The sequence below is a fragment of the Mycobacterium cajalii genome (assembly GCF_045809005.2).
GTDB lineage: Bacteria > Actinomycetota > Actinomycetes > Mycobacteriales > Mycobacteriaceae > Mycobacterium.
Window position 1 is genome coordinate 3,293,797 of record NZ_CM141436.1, and the last position, 16,422, is coordinate 3,310,218.

Consider the following 16,422-nt stretch of genomic DNA (forward strand, 5'->3'; position numbering starts at 1 on the left):
GCGGCGCCGGGTCAGGGGGCGGTGGGGGACCGGTGCACCGGTCCGTGCGACTCCTCGCAGTGCGGCGCCGGCGCAGACTGATCGGGCTCGGCGTCGTCGCCGCTGGCATGGTCGAGTTGCAGGGTGGTGTGGTGGATGCCGTGCTCCTCGTCGAGCAGCCGTGCCAGGTCGGTGCGCACGGAGTGGCAGTCCATTCCGTATTCGACCAACACGTGCGCGGACAGGGCGGGGGAACCCGAGGTGATTTCCCAGATGTGCAGGTCGTGCACTTCGACCACCGCGTCGTAGCCGGCCATGGCCCGGCCGACCGCGGCCGGGTCGAGATCTTTCGGCGCGGCCTCCATGAAGACCCGCACGGAGGCGGCGATGAGACCGAATCCGGCCCGCGCCATCAAGGCGACCACGATCAGGGTGGCGATGGCGTCCGCCCGCCAGAACTGGGTCATCAACATGATCACGCCGGCGATCGCGGTAGCGACGAATGCGAACAGGTCGTTGAGGATGTGCTGGAACGCGCCCTCGACGTTGAGGCTGGTGCGGTTGGCGCGACTGATCATCAGCGTGGCCGCCACGTTCACCGCGATGCCGACGAGCGCGGTGATCAGCACCAGGCTGCCGGTGACCTGGGGCGGGTGGATGAGACGGCGGATCGCCTCGTCGGCCAACCAGGCCGCCAACAGCAACAGCGTCAAACCGTTCACCTGCGCCGATAAGATCTCGGCCCGCTTCCACCCGTAGGTCATGAACCCGACCGCGGGACGCGCCGCGAGCCGAATCGTATACAGCGCCAACGCGATCGACCCGGCATCGGTGAGCATGTGCGCAGCATCGGACATCAGCGCCAGCGACCGCGCGATCACGCCCACCGCGACCTCGCCGATCATGTAGGCCACGATCACCAGCAGCGCGCCCAGCAGCCAGCGCCGATCGCTGTCGGCCGAGGCATGCCCGTGCGCGTGCGAATGGCCCGCGCTCACCGACCCGCTCCCACCGCGATCACACCGAGTAACCTATGCACGCACGCTTATGTGTGCAACCCCACGCGAGCGAAATCCGGCTTGCGACCACGGGTCCTTCGTGCGGGCGGTTAGGGACTTAATCCTCCTGATTCGACGCCTGAGGCGGCCTAACCTCGGCGGTATCGCGCATTGATTCGCCGGTCCGACTCCGCTGTGCGGGCGGGAGGGGAGAAACAAGATGTCAGCTCGGCAACTCGGAATCGTCGTCGGTGCCGACGACTCGGCGCCTTCTGTCGCAGCGGTTGCCTGGGCGGCGCGGGATGCCGAACTGCGTAACGTGCCGCTGACGCTGGTCCACGTCATCGCACCCGTGGTGACTCCCATCGAGCCGTGGGTGGAACCGTCGTCGCCGGCGAACTTTTCGCAGTATCAGGAACATCAGGCGCACGAGATCGTCGAGCAGGCCCGCAAGGTCGCCGCCGAGGCGACTTCACCTGATCGCGCATCGCGGATCGCCTGCGAGGTGCTGCACGGGCCGGTGGTGCCCGCACTCGTCGATCTCTCCACACGGGCCGACATGGTCGTGGTTGGTTGCCGGGGCCGGGGTGCGGTGGCCCGCTCGTTGCTGGGATCGGTCAGCTCCGGCGTGGTCCACCAGGCCCAATGCCCGGTTGCGGTGTTCCACGACGAGGATCCGGTCACCGCGCGCCCACCCCGGGCCCCCGTGGTGGTGGGCATCGACGGCTCTCCGACATCGGAGTTGGCGACCGAAATCGCCTTCGACGAGGCGTCACGTCGCGGCGTCGACCTGGTGGCTCTGCACGCTTGGAGCGACATGGGCCCCCTCGATTTCGCGAGCATGAACTGGGCACCGATCGAGTGGCGAAACATCGAGGCCCGCGAGGAAGAGGTCCTGGCGGAGCGTCTTTGCGGCTGGCGCGAACGCTATCCGGATGTCACCCTGCGCAAGGTCGTCGTATGTGACCGGCCGGCGCTGCGACTGCTCGAACAGGCCGAGGCCGCCCAGCTCGTGGTCCTCGGCAGCCACGGCCGCGGCGGGTTCCCGGGCATGCTTCTGGGTTCGGTGAGCAGGACGGTGGTCAATTCCGCCCAGATTCCGGTGATCGTCGCCCGCATGCCTCGTCACAGTGGCGAGTCGTCTGAATCTCTGTGAGGAAAGCTGACCACTCCGGCCCAGGTCTATGACGGCTGGTTCGACAAGCCCTGGGGTGCTCACGCGTGGGCCGTGGAACTGGCCGCGGTCAACGAGGCCTTGTCCGGGTGCACCGGTGGGGTGATAGTCGAAGTGGGTTGCGGCACGGGCCGGCTCATGGAGTTCCTGGCCCGACGCGGTCTCGGGGTGGTCGGCGTCGACGCGTCGGCGGCGATGCTTGCGGTGGCCGCCGCCCGCGCCCCCGGACGCCTCGTGCGCGCCGACATCGCGCGCCTGCCGCTGCCGGACGCTGTCGCTGACGCCACGCTCGCCGTCGCCACGCTGGAATTCACCGACGCCGCGGCGGCACTGGCGGAGTTGGCGCGCATCACCCGGCCCGGCGGTCGCATCGTCGTTCTTGCACTGAACCCGCGCAGCCTATGGGGACTGCTGGACCGGCCAGGCCGTCGTATCCCGTACTCGTCCGCCATTTTTCTGACGCGGCGGCGGCTGCGACACCTCGGCCGCCGGCATGGCCGAATCCGCTTGTCGGGCGCGCTGTTCACGGCGGCGCGCCCCGCTCACCTGCATCACCTGGAGCGGTTCGCCGCCGCGCTGGGGCGCGGCGCCCCCTGGCTGGGCGCCGTACAGGTGCTCGTCATCGACAAGCCGGCGGGCGGCGGGCCCTGCGTCAGCGGGTGAAGGGCAATGTGCCGAGGAACGCCGCGGTGCTCACCAGAACGACCAGCGGCCCCGCAGGGAAACCGGTGAACCGGCACAGGACGATTCCGGCCACCGCCGACACCACGCCGATCGCCGCCGCGCCGAGCGTGTACTGGGTGAGGTTCCTTCCGACGTTGCGCGCGGCAGCGGCCGGAATGGCCACCAGCGCGGCCGTCAAGAGCCCACCCACCATTTTCACGCCGAGCGCCACGACGACCGCGATCAAGAACAGGTACAGCAGGCTGTAGCGCCTGACGTTGACGCCCTCGGCGGCGGCCAGTTCCTCGGAGACGTTGGCCAACACGAGCTTCGGGAAGGCCCGATACACCGCGACCATCACGGCCGCCGAAGAGACCACGACCAGCACCGTGTCGCCCACGCCGACCTTGGCGATGTCGCCGACCAGCGCGGACTCGGCCTGGTCGATCGGCAGAAACAAAAACGCGGCCGCCACCCCGGAGGCGAACACGACGGCCGTCAGCGCCTCCATCGGCAGCTTCGTTCTCAGCTCGAGCAGCCAGATGACGACGACGCCGAGGATGACGAAGGGGAAGGCCCCGAGGGAGACGTCGAAGCCCCACAGCAGAGCCAGCGCGATTCCCGGCAGCGTCAGATGCCCGAGCGGGCCGGCCACGAGCGCCATGTTGCGGCTCAACATCAGCGATCCGAGATAGCCGGCGGCGCCACCGATGAACGTCCCGGAGATCAGGCTGAGAACGAAAGTCTGCATGTCCCTACTCGTGCTTGTGCTCGTAGAACTTGACCTCGGCCCCATACAGCCGCCGCAGGTTCTCGGGCGTGAGCACCGACAACGGTGCGCCTTGGCAGATCGGTTGTTTGTTCAGGCACAGCACCGTCGAGGAAAGCCGGTGCACGACCGCGAGATCGTGGGTGACGATGAGCATCGTGAGGTTTCGTTCCCGATGCAGCCTCGCCAGCAGGGCGTAGACGGTCTCCTCGCCGCCGACGTCCACTCCGGTCGTAGGCTCGTCGAACAACAGCACGTCGGGATCGCCGGCAAGAGCCCAGGCGATGAGGACTCGCTGAAACTGGCCCGACGACAGATCGCCGATCCGCCGGTTGGCCAGCGCCGCGGGCAGCCCCACGGTGGCGAGCGCTCCGCAGACGTCGGTTTTGACGTTTTGCTTCAGCGCGAAGAAGTCGGCGACCGACAGGGGGACATGCTTGATGTAGGGCAGCCGCTGGGGGACGTACCCGATGCGGGTGCCCTGCTTCCAAATCACCGATCCGTCATGGGGCACCGTGCCGAGCAGCGCGCGCAGCAGTACCGTCTTGCCCGCGCCGTTGGGGCCCAGGATGGTCAGGACTTCTCCCGGCCGCACACCGAAGGACACGTCGGCCAGTACGGTGCGCCCTTCGAGGGTCACTGTCAGGCCGGCGACCCGCAGCACCAAGTCGTCATCGAGCGGCACTGCCGCGAACCAGGTCTCGTTGCGGAACCACGACACACCCTTCCTAGCGGCGAATCACCACGTGCAGTATGCCATTGCGGCACCAATGGCGACGACGGCTGCCGCTAGCAGCTCAGTGCCACCTTCCCCATCGGGCCGTCGGCCAGGCGCTCGAACGCCTGCGGCAGCGGCCAACCCCATCAGCTGCATCGCGAGTCGACGCGGAGGACCACCGTGCCGCAAACGCGGTCGGCCGGGGCCGTCAGTACCGCTGCAACACTTCGGGGTTGGCGATCCGGACGGGCGCACCGTCCAGCCACGCGACGACGGCCTCTACGGTGTCCGCATAGAACGCCCCCAGCATCTCGCGGGTGGCGTAGCCGAGGTGCGGAGACAGCGTCACATTCGGCAGCCGCCGCAGCGGATGGTCCGCGGGAAGTGGTTCGGTGTCATAGACGTCGAGGCCCGCCCCGGCGATGCGCCCTGATTCGAGTGCGGCAAGCAGTGCCGCCTCGTCGACGATCGGGCCCCTCGACGTGTTGATCAGGTAGGCGTGCGGCTTCATCGAGCCCAACTCGGGTCCGCCGACGAGACCGCGCGTGCGCTCGGAGAGCACCAGGTGCACGGAGACGACATCGGCCTCCTCGAAAAGCGTCGCCTTCTCCACCCGTCGGGCGCCGGCGGCGTCCGCCGCCTCCTCGGTGAGATTCTGGCTCCACGCGATGACGTCCATGCCGAAGGCTTTCGCGTAGCCGGCCATGCGTCTGCCGGTCCTGCCGAGACCGAGCAACCCGAGGGTCTTGCCCCACAGTGCCATACCCGCGGTGGCCTGCCAGCCGCCGTCGCGCATGCGCCGATGCTCTTCGGCGAGGTTGCGCACGGTCGCGATCATCAGGCCCCACGCCAGTTCCGGTGTGGCATCCCGAACCGACCGGAACCGCGGGTTGACGAAGTCCGAGTGGGCAACCGCGACACCGCATTCGGTGGCCGCTGCCAGGTCCAGGTTCGGCAGGCTCGTGCCGATGATGGTGAGCAGCTTCAGGTTCGGCAGCCGCTCGAGAAGAGCGCGCGGGAAGGCCATCCGTTCCCGCATGGTGCACACCACGTCGAACGGCCGCAGCGCCTCGGCAGCCTGCGCCTCGGAGAGGTGGCGGTCGAACACGCGGACGTGGGAGCGGGTCTGCACCGGTGACCAGTCGGCAACGTCGAGGGCCACGCCGGCGTAGTCGTCGAGTATCGCCACCCGCTGCATGCAGTCTCCCGTCGCGAGCCGAAAAGTGCTGGGCGACAGCTTAGTCGCCTTGGCTCAGCGGCGAGGCACCTCGGCCCGGCGGGTCCGCTGCCGTCGGCGCCGAGTGGCGTGACCGTCGACGAGTCGCCGGGCCATCTGCTCGACGGTCAGCCGGTAGCCGGACGCCAACCTGTTCAGCAGCTCATGGGCCTCGCCTGCCGCGAGCTCGTAGCGTGTCGTCAGCTCGGCCTCGGCCCCGCCGACGGCGTCGGCCGGGAAGCTGGCGGGTCTTGGCCCGCCAGCTTCCCGGCAGCCGCTTTGGCAGCCCGGTGTACGGCCGTCATCACCGTCGGCATAACCACGCTGTCGTGCCAGCGCAGCCACCCGGCACATTCCCGGGCCTGCCGTCCTACGGCAACCAACGTCTCGTCGGTCTGGGCGACACCGACCCCACGGTAGTGCGCACTGACGACGGCGCAGACCGCGTCCTCGACGACGACCGGCCGGCCCCGGGCCAGCGCGTTCGCGCATGCCGAGTTGTCGCCGGCGTCGACGTAGCTGAAGAAATTCAGGAAGGGGCAGTCGAAGCCGCGGCGGGCTTCGATCCGCAGGCCGCCCAACAGGCAGTCGCCGGCCTGGACGGTCATGTTGGGCGCCCCGGTGCGCGCCTGCGTGGCGCGCATGAGCGCCTGCAGGACCTCGCTGCGCCCCGGCCCGCGGCTGCCGTGGACGTTCCGCGCGTAGAAGGACAGGGCCGGCGGGTCGGTCTGGTTGCGCCCGGTCTTCGCGCGGGTCGGTTTGATGCGCGCACCGTGGAAGCGATCGGCGAGCACGAAGGCCGAAGCGACCTCGCGCAACTTGACGTTGTGCTCTTGGGAGGTGTGGCGCAGCACGGCGAATGCCATGTCGCGGTCGTCGATGCCGTAGCAGGTTTGCAGCAGGTCCAGCGCCTGCCCGATCGTCACCCGCGACAGCAGTCCGGCCCGGGGGAGTTCGTTGCGGTCCGCACCGGACGTCGATCGCGATTGCATAGGACAGCTCCTGGAATGGATCGGGATGCCGGCCTACGCAGCCGAGCAGAGCACGGCGACGGCGGCCGGCTGCTCGACAACTGCCTTGAGCGTGCCCGGCGCGGGACCACGACGCAAACCGCAACCGGTCCGGCAGACGCGCGGCGGCCGCTAGGCCTCTGCGGGGGCAACCAGTTCTTCCAACAGGCTCGCGGCGTAGGCAACGCTTTTGGCGGCTTCGGTCATCTGCGCGCGCAGCTCTCGGCTCCTCGCGACGTATTCCGGCGTCAGAATGCGTCGCAGGTCCTCGACCAGGGTTTCCACCGTGGTGTCCGGAAGCTGCCTCTCACATCCCACGCCCAGCCGGACGACCGCGTCGGCCCACATCGGCTGATCGAGCCAGAGCCACAGGATCAGCGTGGGAATTCCGGCCCGCATGCCCGCGGCCGTGGTACCGGCGCCCCCGTGGTGAACGACCAAGCGGCACAACGGGAACACGGCAGCGTGATTGACCGAGGTGACGATCTTGACGTGGGCGGGATGCGGGACCCCGGAGAAATCGTTGGGCCCGCTGCAGATCAACACCCGTTCGCCGAGTTGCTCGGTGGCCGCGCTGACCATGCCGACCATGTCGGCGGCGGAATCGATCGGCGTGCTGCCCAGCCCGAAGTAGATCGGCGGCGTTCCCTCGGCGATCCAGGACAAGACGTCCTCGTCGGCATCCGTGGGCAGCTCGAGGGTGAGCGAACCGGCGAACGGCCGCCGCTGGGCGTCGGCCTCGCTCCATTCGTCGGCGAGCTTGGACGCGCAGAGGTAGTCGTAGGTCTGGATTTCCAGCGAGTCCGGCGCGGGGGTCTCCGGCAGGCCCAGCGATTCGCGTTGGGCGACCTCGGCCTGCGTCCTCATGTTCGAATACAGCCCACCGGACGGCTGCAGCTGCATCGGGAAGAAGTGCAGGGCGGCGAACGGGATGCCATGGTAGTCCGCCACATTGGCGGCGATCCCCTGCTCGTTCATCCCGGCCAGGATCAGGTCCGCCCCCTTCGCCAGCGGTACCAGCGCGGCGCTCTTCTCCGTCGCGATCTGCAGGACCTCTTCCATGAGCTGAGGCAGCGCTTTGAGCGGGTTGTCGACCTGGCGAACGAACTTGGCGGCCGCGTTCATCCGTTCGCGCGTGTCCCGCCCGTAGGTGGCGGCGGGGAGCCCGGCCGCCTCGACGAAGCTGCGCATGTCCGGCGGGACGGCCATGGTCACGTCGTGGCCGCGCCGCATCAGCTCGCGACCGATGGCCGCGCAGGGTTCGATGTCACCGCGGCTTCCGTAGGCTGCCAGTACGACTTTCATGGGTGCGACCTGCCTCGTCTGCGGGATTGCCTCATCGCCATTTGATTCCGCAGCCGATCGACGGCCGCTGGTCGGGGTTGACCGGCCGCCCGGCGAGCACCGCGTCGACGGCGGCCCGCACGTCGGCGGCCGTCACGGGCTTTCCGTTGCCGGGTCGGGAGTCGTCGAGCTGGCCGCGATAGACGAGGCGGCGTTCGCCGTCGAACACGAAGGTGTCGGGGGTGCAGGCGGCCGAGAAGGCCCGTGCGATGTCCTGGGTCTCGTCGTAGAGGTAGGGGAACGTCCAGCCGTGGCGGTCCGCCTCGACGACCATCTTGTCGGGGCCGTCCTGCGGGTAGCTCGCGACGTCGTTGCTGGAGATGCCGACCATCGCGACCCCCCGACCGGCGAGGTCGCGGCCCAGCGCGGCGAGCCCGGCGGCGACGTGCTGGACGTAGGGGCAGTGGTTGCAGATGAAGCTGACGACCAGCGCGGGCCCGGTGAGCTCGTCGAGGCTGACCGTGGCGCCGGTGGCCGGCTCGGGCAATGCGAACGAGGGAGCGGGGGTCCCGAGGGCGAGCATCGTGGACTCGGTGGCCATGCCCGTCACCCTAGCGGCTGCACCTACTCCGGTGCTCGACGGCGGGGACCGACGGCGTCAGGTGCGCGCGGCGCCTTGAGTGACCTTGTTGGCCGCAAATGTCGCGGCCTGGTCGGTCATCCCGGACTGGATGTAGGAGACGTGCGCCATGATGTTGCCGCCTCCGGTGCAGATCGGGTCGTCCGGGGCGCACAGGCTGATGGTCTTGGCGGCGTAGAGCGGGCTGATGGCCGGCAGCGGCTGGCCGCCGTAGAGCATGCTCGAGAAGCCGCTCGACGGCTCGCCGAACAAGGCGACGGCGGCGACGTGGTCGGCCACCGGGGGCGGCATCTGCACGGTCGACAGGTCGATCACGGTGGCGCCCTGGGAATACCCGCCGAGCACCATTTTGGTCTTGGGGCAGTTGGCGACGGTGCCCTGGATGTGGGCGCTCGCATCGTCCGATCCGGCCGACGAACTCCCGTGGTAGTCGTCGTTCGCCGGATACTCGACCGCGTACACGCCGACGGACCGCCCACTGAGCTGCGAGGTGAGCGAGTCGACGAAGGCCTCGCCCACATTGCCCAGACCCGGGGCCTGATGGGTACCGCGGGCGAACACCACCTCGACGTCGGAGCAGGGATCGGCGGACGCGGTGGGCATGGCCGGGGGAAAGCTCAGCAGGCCCCATGCCGTCGCGACCAGGACACCGAGGATGCGGGCGAGTCTGCGTGCGCTCATTGTTAAATCCTGCCACACCGCCGGCGACGGCGATTTCGGCGGCCGCGCCCGATGCGGCGGTAGCGTTCGGCGGCATCGGGGGAGAGGCCTCGGGCCCGGTGGTAGCGCCACCGACATGGCCGCCGAGGTCGCCCACCCGCTACAACCGCCCCGCCGCGGGACGTAACGCCGACGCCGTGGTCAAGTCGATGAACGCGATGGGGCGGTCCGCCGAGCCCGCCAAGATCGCCGCCGTCGCAGCGTTCCTGCTCTCCACGGAAGCCTCCCAGCTCACCGGTGCCACGGTGGACGCCGCCGGCGGGCGGATGCGACCCGACGCTGGAGCTCACGCTCTTCGACGCACGTCTAGTTAATGGTCGAATCCTGAGATTTTCGCGACGGATTTCCCTAGAGTCCGAGTTTGCCGGCGCGCCGATGCTCCCGGTCACCCACAGGGCACGCGGGTGTTGTGCGAGGAGGAGGCGACGAACATGAGCTTCCTGATGTTCCCGCCCGAACTGAACTCGTCGCTGATGTTTTCCGGTGCGGGTGGGGCGCCGATGTTGGCTGCCGCCGCGTCCTGGGACGGGTTGGCCACCGAATTGGGTTCGGCAGCGCAGTCGTTCTCCTCGATCACCTCGGGGCTGGCCGGGCAAGGCTGGCAGGGGCCGGCCGCTGCGGCGATGCTGGAGAGCGCCACCCGCTACGCGGGGTATTTGAGCGCAGCGCAGGCCCAGGCCCAGACGGCGGCCACCCAGGCCCAGGCGGTCGTGAGCGCCTTCGAGTCCGCCCGGGCGGCCATCGTGCACCCGCTGGCCGTGGCCACCAACCGGAACCAGTTGGTGCAGTTGGTGGTCTCGAACCTGTTCGGGCAGAACGCGCCGTCGATCGCGGCCATGGAATCCGAGTACGAGCAGATGTGGGCCGCCGATGTGGCGGCGATGATCGGCTACCACGGCAACGTGTCGGCCGCGGCCGCCCAGATCGCGGCCTGGCCGGCCACGCTGCAGGGGCTGTCGGCCCAACTCTCTGGCGCTCTCGGCACGAATCCGGTGGCCGCGGCGGTGACGTCGGTGGCCGCCGGCAATCCCGTGGCCGGGCTGGTGACCAACCCGGCGCAAACCCTGAGCGCCGACCTCGGCCAGGCCGAGCAGACCATCGTGAACCTGATCAACGCCCCCACCAACACGTTGCTGGGGCGCCCGCTGATCGGCAACGGCGCCAGCGGCGCCAACGGCACGGGGCAGGCCGGCCAGGCCGGCGGGATCCTGTGGGGAAACGGCGGCACCGGCGGGTCGGGCGGCCCGAACCACCCCGGCGGGGCCGGCGGCGCGGCTGGACTGTTCGGCAACGGCGGTATCGGTGGCACCGGCGGGACCGGTTCCTACGGCGGGCCCGGCGGGCAGGGCGGCCTTTTGTTCGGCAGCCCCGGCACGTCCGGCGCCAACGGCAGCGGCGCGACCACCGGACAGGTCGGGCTGACGATGTACGGCACGACCGAGCCGATCGTCTACGCCTCGGTCAACGGCGGACCGAACGTGCCTTTGCTGGTCGACACCGGATCCACCGGCCTGGTGATCCCGCTGCAAGACATCGGCATCTGGAACCTCGGCCTGCCCACCGGGATCGGCCTGAGCGGCTACAGCGGCGGGCTGGACTACGTCTACCTGACGTTCAACGCCCCGGTGAACTTCAGCGGCGGGATCGTGACCTCGCCGACCGCCGTTGACGTGCCCATCTTCTCCTGGCCGACGAGTCTGGCCAATTTCCCGACTTCCTTCAGCCAGTTCTTCGCCTCCGACGGGGTGGTCGGCGTGATGGGCATCGGGCCGAACGCGGGCGGCCCCGGACCCAGCAGCCCGCTCACGGCGTTGCCGGGCAGCCTCAGCCAGGGCGTGCTGATCAACGAGACCACGTCCGCCGGGACGAATACCAACATGATCTTCGGGCCACCGCCCACAGGCAGCGGCATAGCCACGGTGAACGGGGCGCCGATCACCGCCCTGGACGTCACGGTCACCCCGCCGACCGGCAGCCCCTATTCCGTGAATTCCCTGCCCTCGATCATCGACACGGGCGGCGTGCAGGGAACGATCCCGCTCGACGTGTCGTCGGGATCGGTCGTCGACGTCTACGCTCCCGGCAACACGACGCCCTTGTACTCGTACACCTACAACACCGATTACTACCCGATGTATTACCCGGGCGGCCTCATGAACACCGGGGCCCTGCCGTTCCTCGATCATGAGGTGTACCTCTCGAACGCCGGCAACGGGTCGATGACCTTCTACTGACGCGTGGCGTGAATTGCCTTGCGTGCGAGGCACGCTCACCGGTGGACCACGCTTTCTTTGAGTTTGCTATGCCGGTGCGGTAACGCCCCCGGGTGTTGGCGTTTCCCGTCGTACGATCCGCGTTGCGGCAACAGCGGATTCGGCGAAAGGACGGCTCTTCTGCCGTAGTCGTGGGTCTGTGACCAGGGGGCTTGTGGCCCAACGCCGTGTCCTGCTTACGTTTTGGACTGTTATCGGGTTCAAGACGAAGGAGGGTGTACGGCGTTGGGTAAATCCAGGGTATTCGCGACGGTCCTCGATGGCCAGGACATGGTCGTCGATGACGTGATGATCGAGACGGAGACTTCGCGCGGAAAACAGCCGGTGACCAGCGAGGTGCTGGTGTTTGAGGTGCGGCCCAAGGCGAACCAGGCCAGCCGGTGCTCGCGGTGCCGCAAACGCTGTGCGGGCTATGACGGCGGGGAGGGGATCAGGCGCTGGCGCACCCTGGATCTGGGGACGACGAAGGCCTATCTGCAGGCCGCAGCGCCGCGGGTAGCCTGCCCCGAGCATGGAGTGGTGGTGGCCCACCTGCCCTGGGCGCGGCCCGGGGCCCGTCACACCTGGGCGTTTGAGGACACAGCCGCGTGGTTGACCGCGCATGCCGCGATCAGTGTGGTCGCGGTGTTTTTGCGGGTGGCCTGGCGCACCATCGCCGCGATCGTGGGCCGGGTGGTCGCCGATGGCCGCGACACCAACGACCTGCTGGCCGGGTTGACCCGCATCGGCATCGACGAGATCGCCTACCGCAAAGGCCACCGCTATGTAACCTGCGTCATCGATCACACGACAGGCCGGCTGGTGTGGGCAGCCGAAGGCCGCAACCAGGACACCTTGGGCCGGTTTTTCGACCAGCTCGGCGCCCAACGTGCCGCGGCGTTGACTCACGTCAGCTGTGATGGGGCGGAATGGATTCACGCCGTGCTGCGGGACCGGGCCCCGGGTGCGGTGATCTGCCTGGATCCGTTTCATGTCGTGGCCTGGGCGCTCAAGGCCCTCGACAAGGTGCGGGTGCGTACCATGGCCCGCGCCGGTGTCCGCGACCGGCACGCGATGTGGGCGACCCGCAAGAACCCGGCCGATCTGACCGGTGAGCAACGCACCAGCCTCGCGTCGATCACGGCTACCAACGCCACGCTGTATCGGGCGTATCTGCTCAAAGAGCAACTCCGCGAAGTGTTTCGGGTCAAAGGCCGCGACGGCCATCGCCTGCTGGCCGGTTGGTTGTCCTGGGCGTCGCACTCGCGCATCCCGGAATTCGTTGCCGTAGCCCGCACCGTCCGCCGTCACAAGGAGCTCATCGGCAACACTCTCGACCACCAACTGTCGAATGCCCGCTCAGAGGCGACGAACACCCACCTGCGGGCATTGACCACGCGTGCGTACGGGTTTCACAGCCCTGAGGCGATGATCGGCATGGCCATGCTCACCCGCGGCGGCCTATGCCCCGCACTGCCCGGTCGAGCAGCATGAAACCAGACCCACAGAAACGTCAGGAGACCCGAAAGGACGCTACGGGATGAGCTTTTTCACCTGGCCCCCGGAGACCAACTCCGCGCTGATGTTCTCCGGTGCGGGCGGGGGCCCGATGCTGGCCGCGGCGGCATCGTGGGACGGGCTGGCCGACGCGCTGGGGTCGGCCGCCCAGGCGTTTTCGTCCACCACTTCGGGCTTGGCCGGTCAAGCGTGGCAGGGGCCGGCCGCCGCGGCGATGCTGGCCGCCGCAACCCGCTACACGTCATTCCTGACCGCCGCGCAGGCGAAGGCCGAAACGGCCGCGACCCAGGCGCAGGCGATCGTCGGGGCGTTCGAATCCGCCCGGGCCGCCACCGTGCACCCGCTGGCCGTTGCCGCCAACCGCGGCCAACTCGTAAGCCTGGTGGTCTCGAACCTGTTCGGGCAGAACGCGCCGGCGATCGCGGCCGCCGAAGCCGAATACGAAAGCATGTGGGCCACCGACGTCGCCGCGATGATCGGCTACCACGGCGGCGCCTCGGCGGCAGCGGCACAACTATCGTCCTGGCCGGCGACCCTGGAGGGTCTGTCCGCCGGAGTTTCCGGCGCACTGGCCAATCCCGCCGTGGCGTTGCAGGTCGAACTCGGCCGAGCCGAACAGACCGTCCTGGACGTGATCAACGCGCCCACCAACACCTTGTTGGGTCGCCCGCTCATCGGCAACGGAACCGACGGCGCCCCCGGGACCGGCCAGGCCGGCGGGCCCGGCGGAATCCTCTGGGGCAACGGCGGAAACGGCGGATCGGGCACGGGAACGCAAGCCGGAGGGCCGGGCGGCCCGGCGGGGCTGATCGGCAACGGCGGAACCGGTGGCACCGGCGGGTCCACCGCATACGGTGGGGCGGGCGGCATCGGCGGCTGGTTGCTCGGCAACAACGGCGCCCTCGGCGCACCCGGTGCCGACGCCCCGCAGAACGTCACCGTCCCCCTGACGATGTACAAGACCATCGAACCCATCGTCTACGCCTCGGTCAACGGCGGACAGAGCGTGCCCCTGCTGCTCGACACCGGCTCGACGGGGCTGGTGATTCCGCTCCAATACATCGGGATTCAGCACCTGGGCATCCCCACCGGGTTCGGCACGAGCGGATACAGCGGGGGACTGGGATACTTCTACCTCACGTTCCAGGGGCCGGTGGATTTCGGCAACGGCGTCGTCGCCGCCTCGACCGCCTACAACGTCCCCATCTTCTCCTGGCCGACGAGCCTGTCGTCGTTCCCCACCTCGTTCAGCGACTATTTCGCCCCCAACGGAGTCGTCGGCGTCCTGGGTGTCGGACCCAACGCGCTGGGTCCCGGTCCCAGCAGCCCGATCACGGCCCTGCCGGGGAGCCTGAGCCAGGGCGTGCTCATCAACGAGGTCCTCGGCACCACGACCTATCTCGACTTCGGCCCGGCCCCGCAGGGCCTGCCTACACTGGCCACGATCACCGGAGCGCCGATCACCGACTTGTACGTGACGGTCGGCGGCCCGTACGGCAGCCCCGCGCAGTACCCGACCTTCCAGGTCGGCTCGATCATCGACACCGGCGGCGTGCACGGAACCCTCCCGTCGTTGGTGAATGTACAACCGGGACAGGAGGTTTACGTCTACGCGCCGGGCAATCTCACGACGCCGCTCTACGTGTACAACTACAACAGCAACTATTACCCGACCGCGGTGCCGAACACGGCCCTGATGAATACCGGGGCGCTGCCCTTCCTCCTGCACCCGGTGTACCTGTCCAACGGCGGCAACGGCTCGATGACTTTCTATGTGTGACAAGGGTTTGCGCGCCTCACTGGACGACGTAGAGCGCAGCCGTTGCGATGGCCACGACCCCGAGAAAGGCGCGCAGTAGGGAGTCGGGCAGCAGTGGTTGCAGTCGGGCGCCCAGGTAGCCGCCGATGAGTCCGCCGACGCCGGCGGCGATTCCGATGACCCAGTCGGGTGCGATGTCGTGACCCGGGTGGGTGACGGCCAGGATCGCGTAGGTGAGGGCACCGGCGATCGAGGTGACGAAGGTCGATGTCAGGGCCGCCGGCGCGACGGTTGGGATCGGCAGGCCCCGGGCGACCAGGATCGGGCTGAGCAGCGATCCTCCGCCGATGCCGTAGATCCCCCCGACGACGCCGACGACCACGGCCAGCGCGGTGACGGATCGATTCGACGGTTCGCCCGACGGCCGCCGCCGAGGACGGCGGCGCGTTCGGTTGGGCAGGCACAGCCGGATTCCGAGGGGCAGCAGCAGGAGCGCGACGACGAGGCGAAACAGTCGCGGCCCGGGAATGAGGAAGACCCGGATGACGGCACCACCGATGACTCCGGGCACGGTGCCGGCGAGCAGCAGCGCGGTCAGCGGGCTGCCCAGTGGAGCCTTCGTCCGGTAACGGGCCAAGGCGCCGGGGATGGCGACGATGTTGAACAGCAGATTCGTGGGGGTGACCGCGGGATTGGGGACCTGCAAGACGCTCATCTGGAAGGGCAGCAGGAAGACCGCACCGGACACGCCCACCGGCGCGGCGGTTACGGCGAGCGCAAGGCCCGCGGCGAAACTGATGAGCGCGGATTCTGCGGTCGACACTCCCGTAGTATCACCGAACCGGATGCGTTCGGACAAGCGCAGCTATTCACATCCGACGAAAACGATTGCCCCCGTGGAGATCCGAGTCAGGATGCCCCCGGTGGCGGGCGGGCCGACGTCGCCGCGATCTTCCCGGCCACCTCTTCTGCCACGCGCAGGGCCGATTCGTCGGTGGCCGGGCCGAAGCGCTCCGCGACGCGGTCGTACGCGGCTCCGGCGATGGTCCCATGATCGGCGCCCAGCTCGTGCAGTTCCACCGGCCAACCCACCTCGCGGAGGCGGGCGGCGAATTCCCTGCTGGCGGCGAGGGGAACGACGTCGTCGTGCACGCCGTGCAGCAAGGTGAACGGGGTACCGGCGCGGTCGGCCGACAGTTGGTCGGTCGCGCGGTGACCGGAGATCGGATCGGCGACCATGACGGCGCCGGCGAGGCAGACCGTGTGCGCCAGCAAGACGTCGAGGCGGGCAGCCGCGAGTGTCAGGCCCGCGGCGGCGGCGCCCCCCAACGACCATCCGACGAGCACGATGCGGTGGTCGCCGCCGGCGCACGACCGCGCGAACTCGACGGACCGCAACAGCTCACCGCGACCGCCGTCGGGCGCGCGGGAGTTCCAGTCGGGCGCCACCACGGTGGCGCCGTGCCCGGCGAGCAGAGCGGCGAGGGGCCCGACGGCCGCACGGGCGTCGGGCTGCACGTGCGCGGCGCCGAACCGCGGTAAACGTCCGCGAGGCGACCCGGCGCGTATTCCATTGTTTCCGGCGTCTGCATGGGCGAAGGCATGCCCGTGCACGGACGGAGCCAATCGTCCGAGTTTCGCCGCGCGCAACGTGAAATGGATAACATTTCGCCCGCTCCAATTACCCCTGAGCTGGATCGATGCCATTACCGACCGTGCCCG

The 16,422-nt window shown here is 69.0% G+C and carries 15 protein-coding genes and 1 pseudogene; 5 read left to right on the forward strand and 11 right to left on the reverse strand.

What is annotated here, in order from left to right; all coding sequences use genetic code 11:
• Positions 1-11: 11 nt before the first annotated feature.
• Positions 12-977: a cation diffusion facilitator family transporter gene (locus ACJ512_RS15660; protein WP_407687016.1), complete on the reverse strand. Its 966-nt coding sequence runs from the start codon at positions 975-977 to the stop codon at positions 12-14.
• A 220-nt stretch (positions 978-1,197) separates the two neighbouring features.
• Between ACJ512_RS15660 and ACJ512_RS15665 the strand changes: the two genes are divergently transcribed.
• Positions 1,198-2,133 carry a universal stress protein gene (locus ACJ512_RS15665; RefSeq protein ID WP_407687015.1) on the forward strand — a complete coding sequence of 312 codons (936 nt, stop codon included), beginning with the start codon at positions 1,198-1,200 and terminating at the stop codon, positions 2,131-2,133.
• A 72-nt stretch (positions 2,134-2,205) separates the two neighbouring features.
• Positions 2,206-2,814, forward strand: coding sequence for a class I SAM-dependent methyltransferase (locus tag ACJ512_RS15670; RefSeq protein WP_407687014.1), 609 nt, complete (start codon positions 2,206-2,208; stop codon positions 2,812-2,814).
• Here the strand turns inward: ACJ512_RS15670 and ACJ512_RS15675 are convergent.
• The 8 genes from ACJ512_RS15675 to ACJ512_RS15710 form a co-directional block, all read right to left on the reverse strand.
• On the reverse strand, positions 2,804-3,565 hold the full coding sequence (locus tag ACJ512_RS15675; RefSeq protein WP_407687013.1) for a metal ABC transporter permease: 762 nt from the start codon (positions 3,563-3,565) through the stop codon (positions 2,804-2,806). The genes ACJ512_RS15670 and ACJ512_RS15675 overlap by 11 nt on opposite strands.
• 4 nt (positions 3,566-3,569) lie before the next feature.
• On the reverse strand, positions 3,570-4,304 hold the full coding sequence (locus tag ACJ512_RS15680; RefSeq protein ID WP_407687012.1) for a metal ABC transporter ATP-binding protein: 735 nt from the start codon (positions 4,302-4,304) through the stop codon (positions 3,570-3,572).
• 205 nt (positions 4,305-4,509) lie between these two features.
• A complete protein-coding gene (locus ACJ512_RS15685; protein ID WP_407687011.1) occupies positions 4,510-5,499 on the reverse strand; it encodes a D-2-hydroxyacid dehydrogenase family protein in 990 nt (329 codons plus the stop codon).
• Positions 5,500-5,717: 218 nt separating this feature from the next.
• Entirely contained in the window at positions 5,718-6,509 is a 792-nt protein-coding gene (locus ACJ512_RS15690) for an ANTAR domain-containing protein (RefSeq protein ID WP_461479754.1), read from the reverse strand.
• Positions 6,510-6,659: 150 nt separating this feature from the next.
• Complete coding sequence (locus ACJ512_RS15695) at positions 6,660-7,832, reverse strand: glycosyltransferase (protein WP_407689592.1); 1,173 nt, start codon at positions 7,830-7,832, stop codon at positions 6,660-6,662.
• A gap of 31 nt (positions 7,833-7,863) precedes the next feature.
• A complete protein-coding gene (locus ACJ512_RS15700) occupies positions 7,864-8,412 on the reverse strand; it encodes a thioredoxin family protein (protein ID WP_407689591.1) in 549 nt (182 codons plus the stop codon).
• Between the two features lie 57 nt (positions 8,413-8,469).
• Complete coding sequence (locus ACJ512_RS15705; protein ID WP_407689590.1) at positions 8,470-9,132, reverse strand: cutinase family protein; 663 nt, start codon at positions 9,130-9,132, stop codon at positions 8,470-8,472.
• A 139-nt stretch (positions 9,133-9,271) separates the two neighbouring features.
• Entirely contained in the window at positions 9,272-9,406 is a 135-nt protein-coding gene (locus ACJ512_RS15710) for a hypothetical protein (protein WP_461479755.1), read from the reverse strand.
• Positions 9,407-9,602: 196 nt separating this feature from the next.
• On the opposite strand from ACJ512_RS15710, the gene ACJ512_RS15715 reads away from it, so the two are divergent.
• The 3 genes from ACJ512_RS15715 (at position 9,603) to ACJ512_RS15725 (ending at position 14,721) form a co-directional block, all read left to right on the forward strand.
• The gene (locus tag ACJ512_RS15715; protein WP_407689589.1) at positions 9,603-11,405 is read left to right on the forward strand and encodes a PecA family PE domain-processing aspartic protease; all 1,803 of its coding nucleotides are present in this window, start codon (positions 9,603-9,605) and stop codon (positions 11,403-11,405) included.
• Between the two features lie 264 nt (positions 11,406-11,669).
• Entirely contained in the window at positions 11,670-12,917 is a 1,248-nt protein-coding gene (locus ACJ512_RS15720; protein WP_461479756.1) for an ISL3 family transposase, read from the forward strand.
• Between the two features lie 46 nt (positions 12,918-12,963).
• A complete protein-coding gene (locus tag ACJ512_RS15725; RefSeq protein WP_407687589.1) occupies positions 12,964-14,721 on the forward strand; it encodes a PecA family PE domain-processing aspartic protease in 1,758 nt (585 codons plus the stop codon).
• Positions 14,722-14,737: 16 nt separating this feature from the next.
• Here ACJ512_RS15725 and ACJ512_RS15730 read toward each other — a convergent pair whose 3' ends face one another.
• Both ACJ512_RS15730 and ACJ512_RS15735 read right to left on the reverse strand, forming a co-directional pair.
• Positions 14,738-15,523, reverse strand: coding sequence for a TSUP family transporter (locus tag ACJ512_RS15730; RefSeq protein WP_407687584.1), 786 nt, complete (start codon positions 15,521-15,523; stop codon positions 14,738-14,740).
• Between the two features lie 86 nt (positions 15,524-15,609).
• Positions 15,610-16,274 (reverse strand): annotated as a pseudogene (locus tag ACJ512_RS15735) (alpha/beta hydrolase).
• Positions 16,275-16,422 lie beyond the last annotated feature (148 nt).

Coding starts and splice junctions, on each gene's coding strand:
- ACJ512_RS15665 (WP_407687015.1), top strand. CDS start 1,198: ATGTCAGCTCGGCAACTCGGAATCGTCGTCGGTGCCGACGACTCGGCG.
- ACJ512_RS15700 (WP_407689591.1), bottom strand. CDS start 8,412: ATGGCCACCGAGTCCACGATGCTCGCCCTCGGGACCCCCGCTCCCTCG.
- ACJ512_RS15690 (WP_461479754.1), bottom strand. CDS start 6,509: ATGCAATCGCGATCGACGTCCGGTGCGGACCGCAACGAACTCCCCCGG.
- ACJ512_RS15675 (WP_407687013.1), bottom strand. CDS start 3,565: ATGCAGACTTTCGTTCTCAGCCTGATCTCCGGGACGTTCATCGGTGGC.
- ACJ512_RS15685 (WP_407687011.1), bottom strand. CDS start 5,499: ATGCAGCGGGTGGCGATACTCGACGACTACGCCGGCGTGGCCCTCGAC.
- ACJ512_RS15725 (WP_407687589.1), top strand. CDS start 12,964: ATGAGCTTTTTCACCTGGCCCCCGGAGACCAACTCCGCGCTGATGTTC.
- ACJ512_RS15695 (WP_407689592.1), bottom strand. CDS start 7,832: ATGAAAGTCGTACTGGCAGCCTACGGAAGCCGCGGTGACATCGAACCC.
- ACJ512_RS15715 (WP_407689589.1), top strand. CDS start 9,603: ATGAGCTTCCTGATGTTCCCGCCCGAACTGAACTCGTCGCTGATGTTT.
- ACJ512_RS15705 (WP_407689590.1), bottom strand. CDS start 9,132: ATGAGCGCACGCAGACTCGCCCGCATCCTCGGTGTCCTGGTCGCGACG.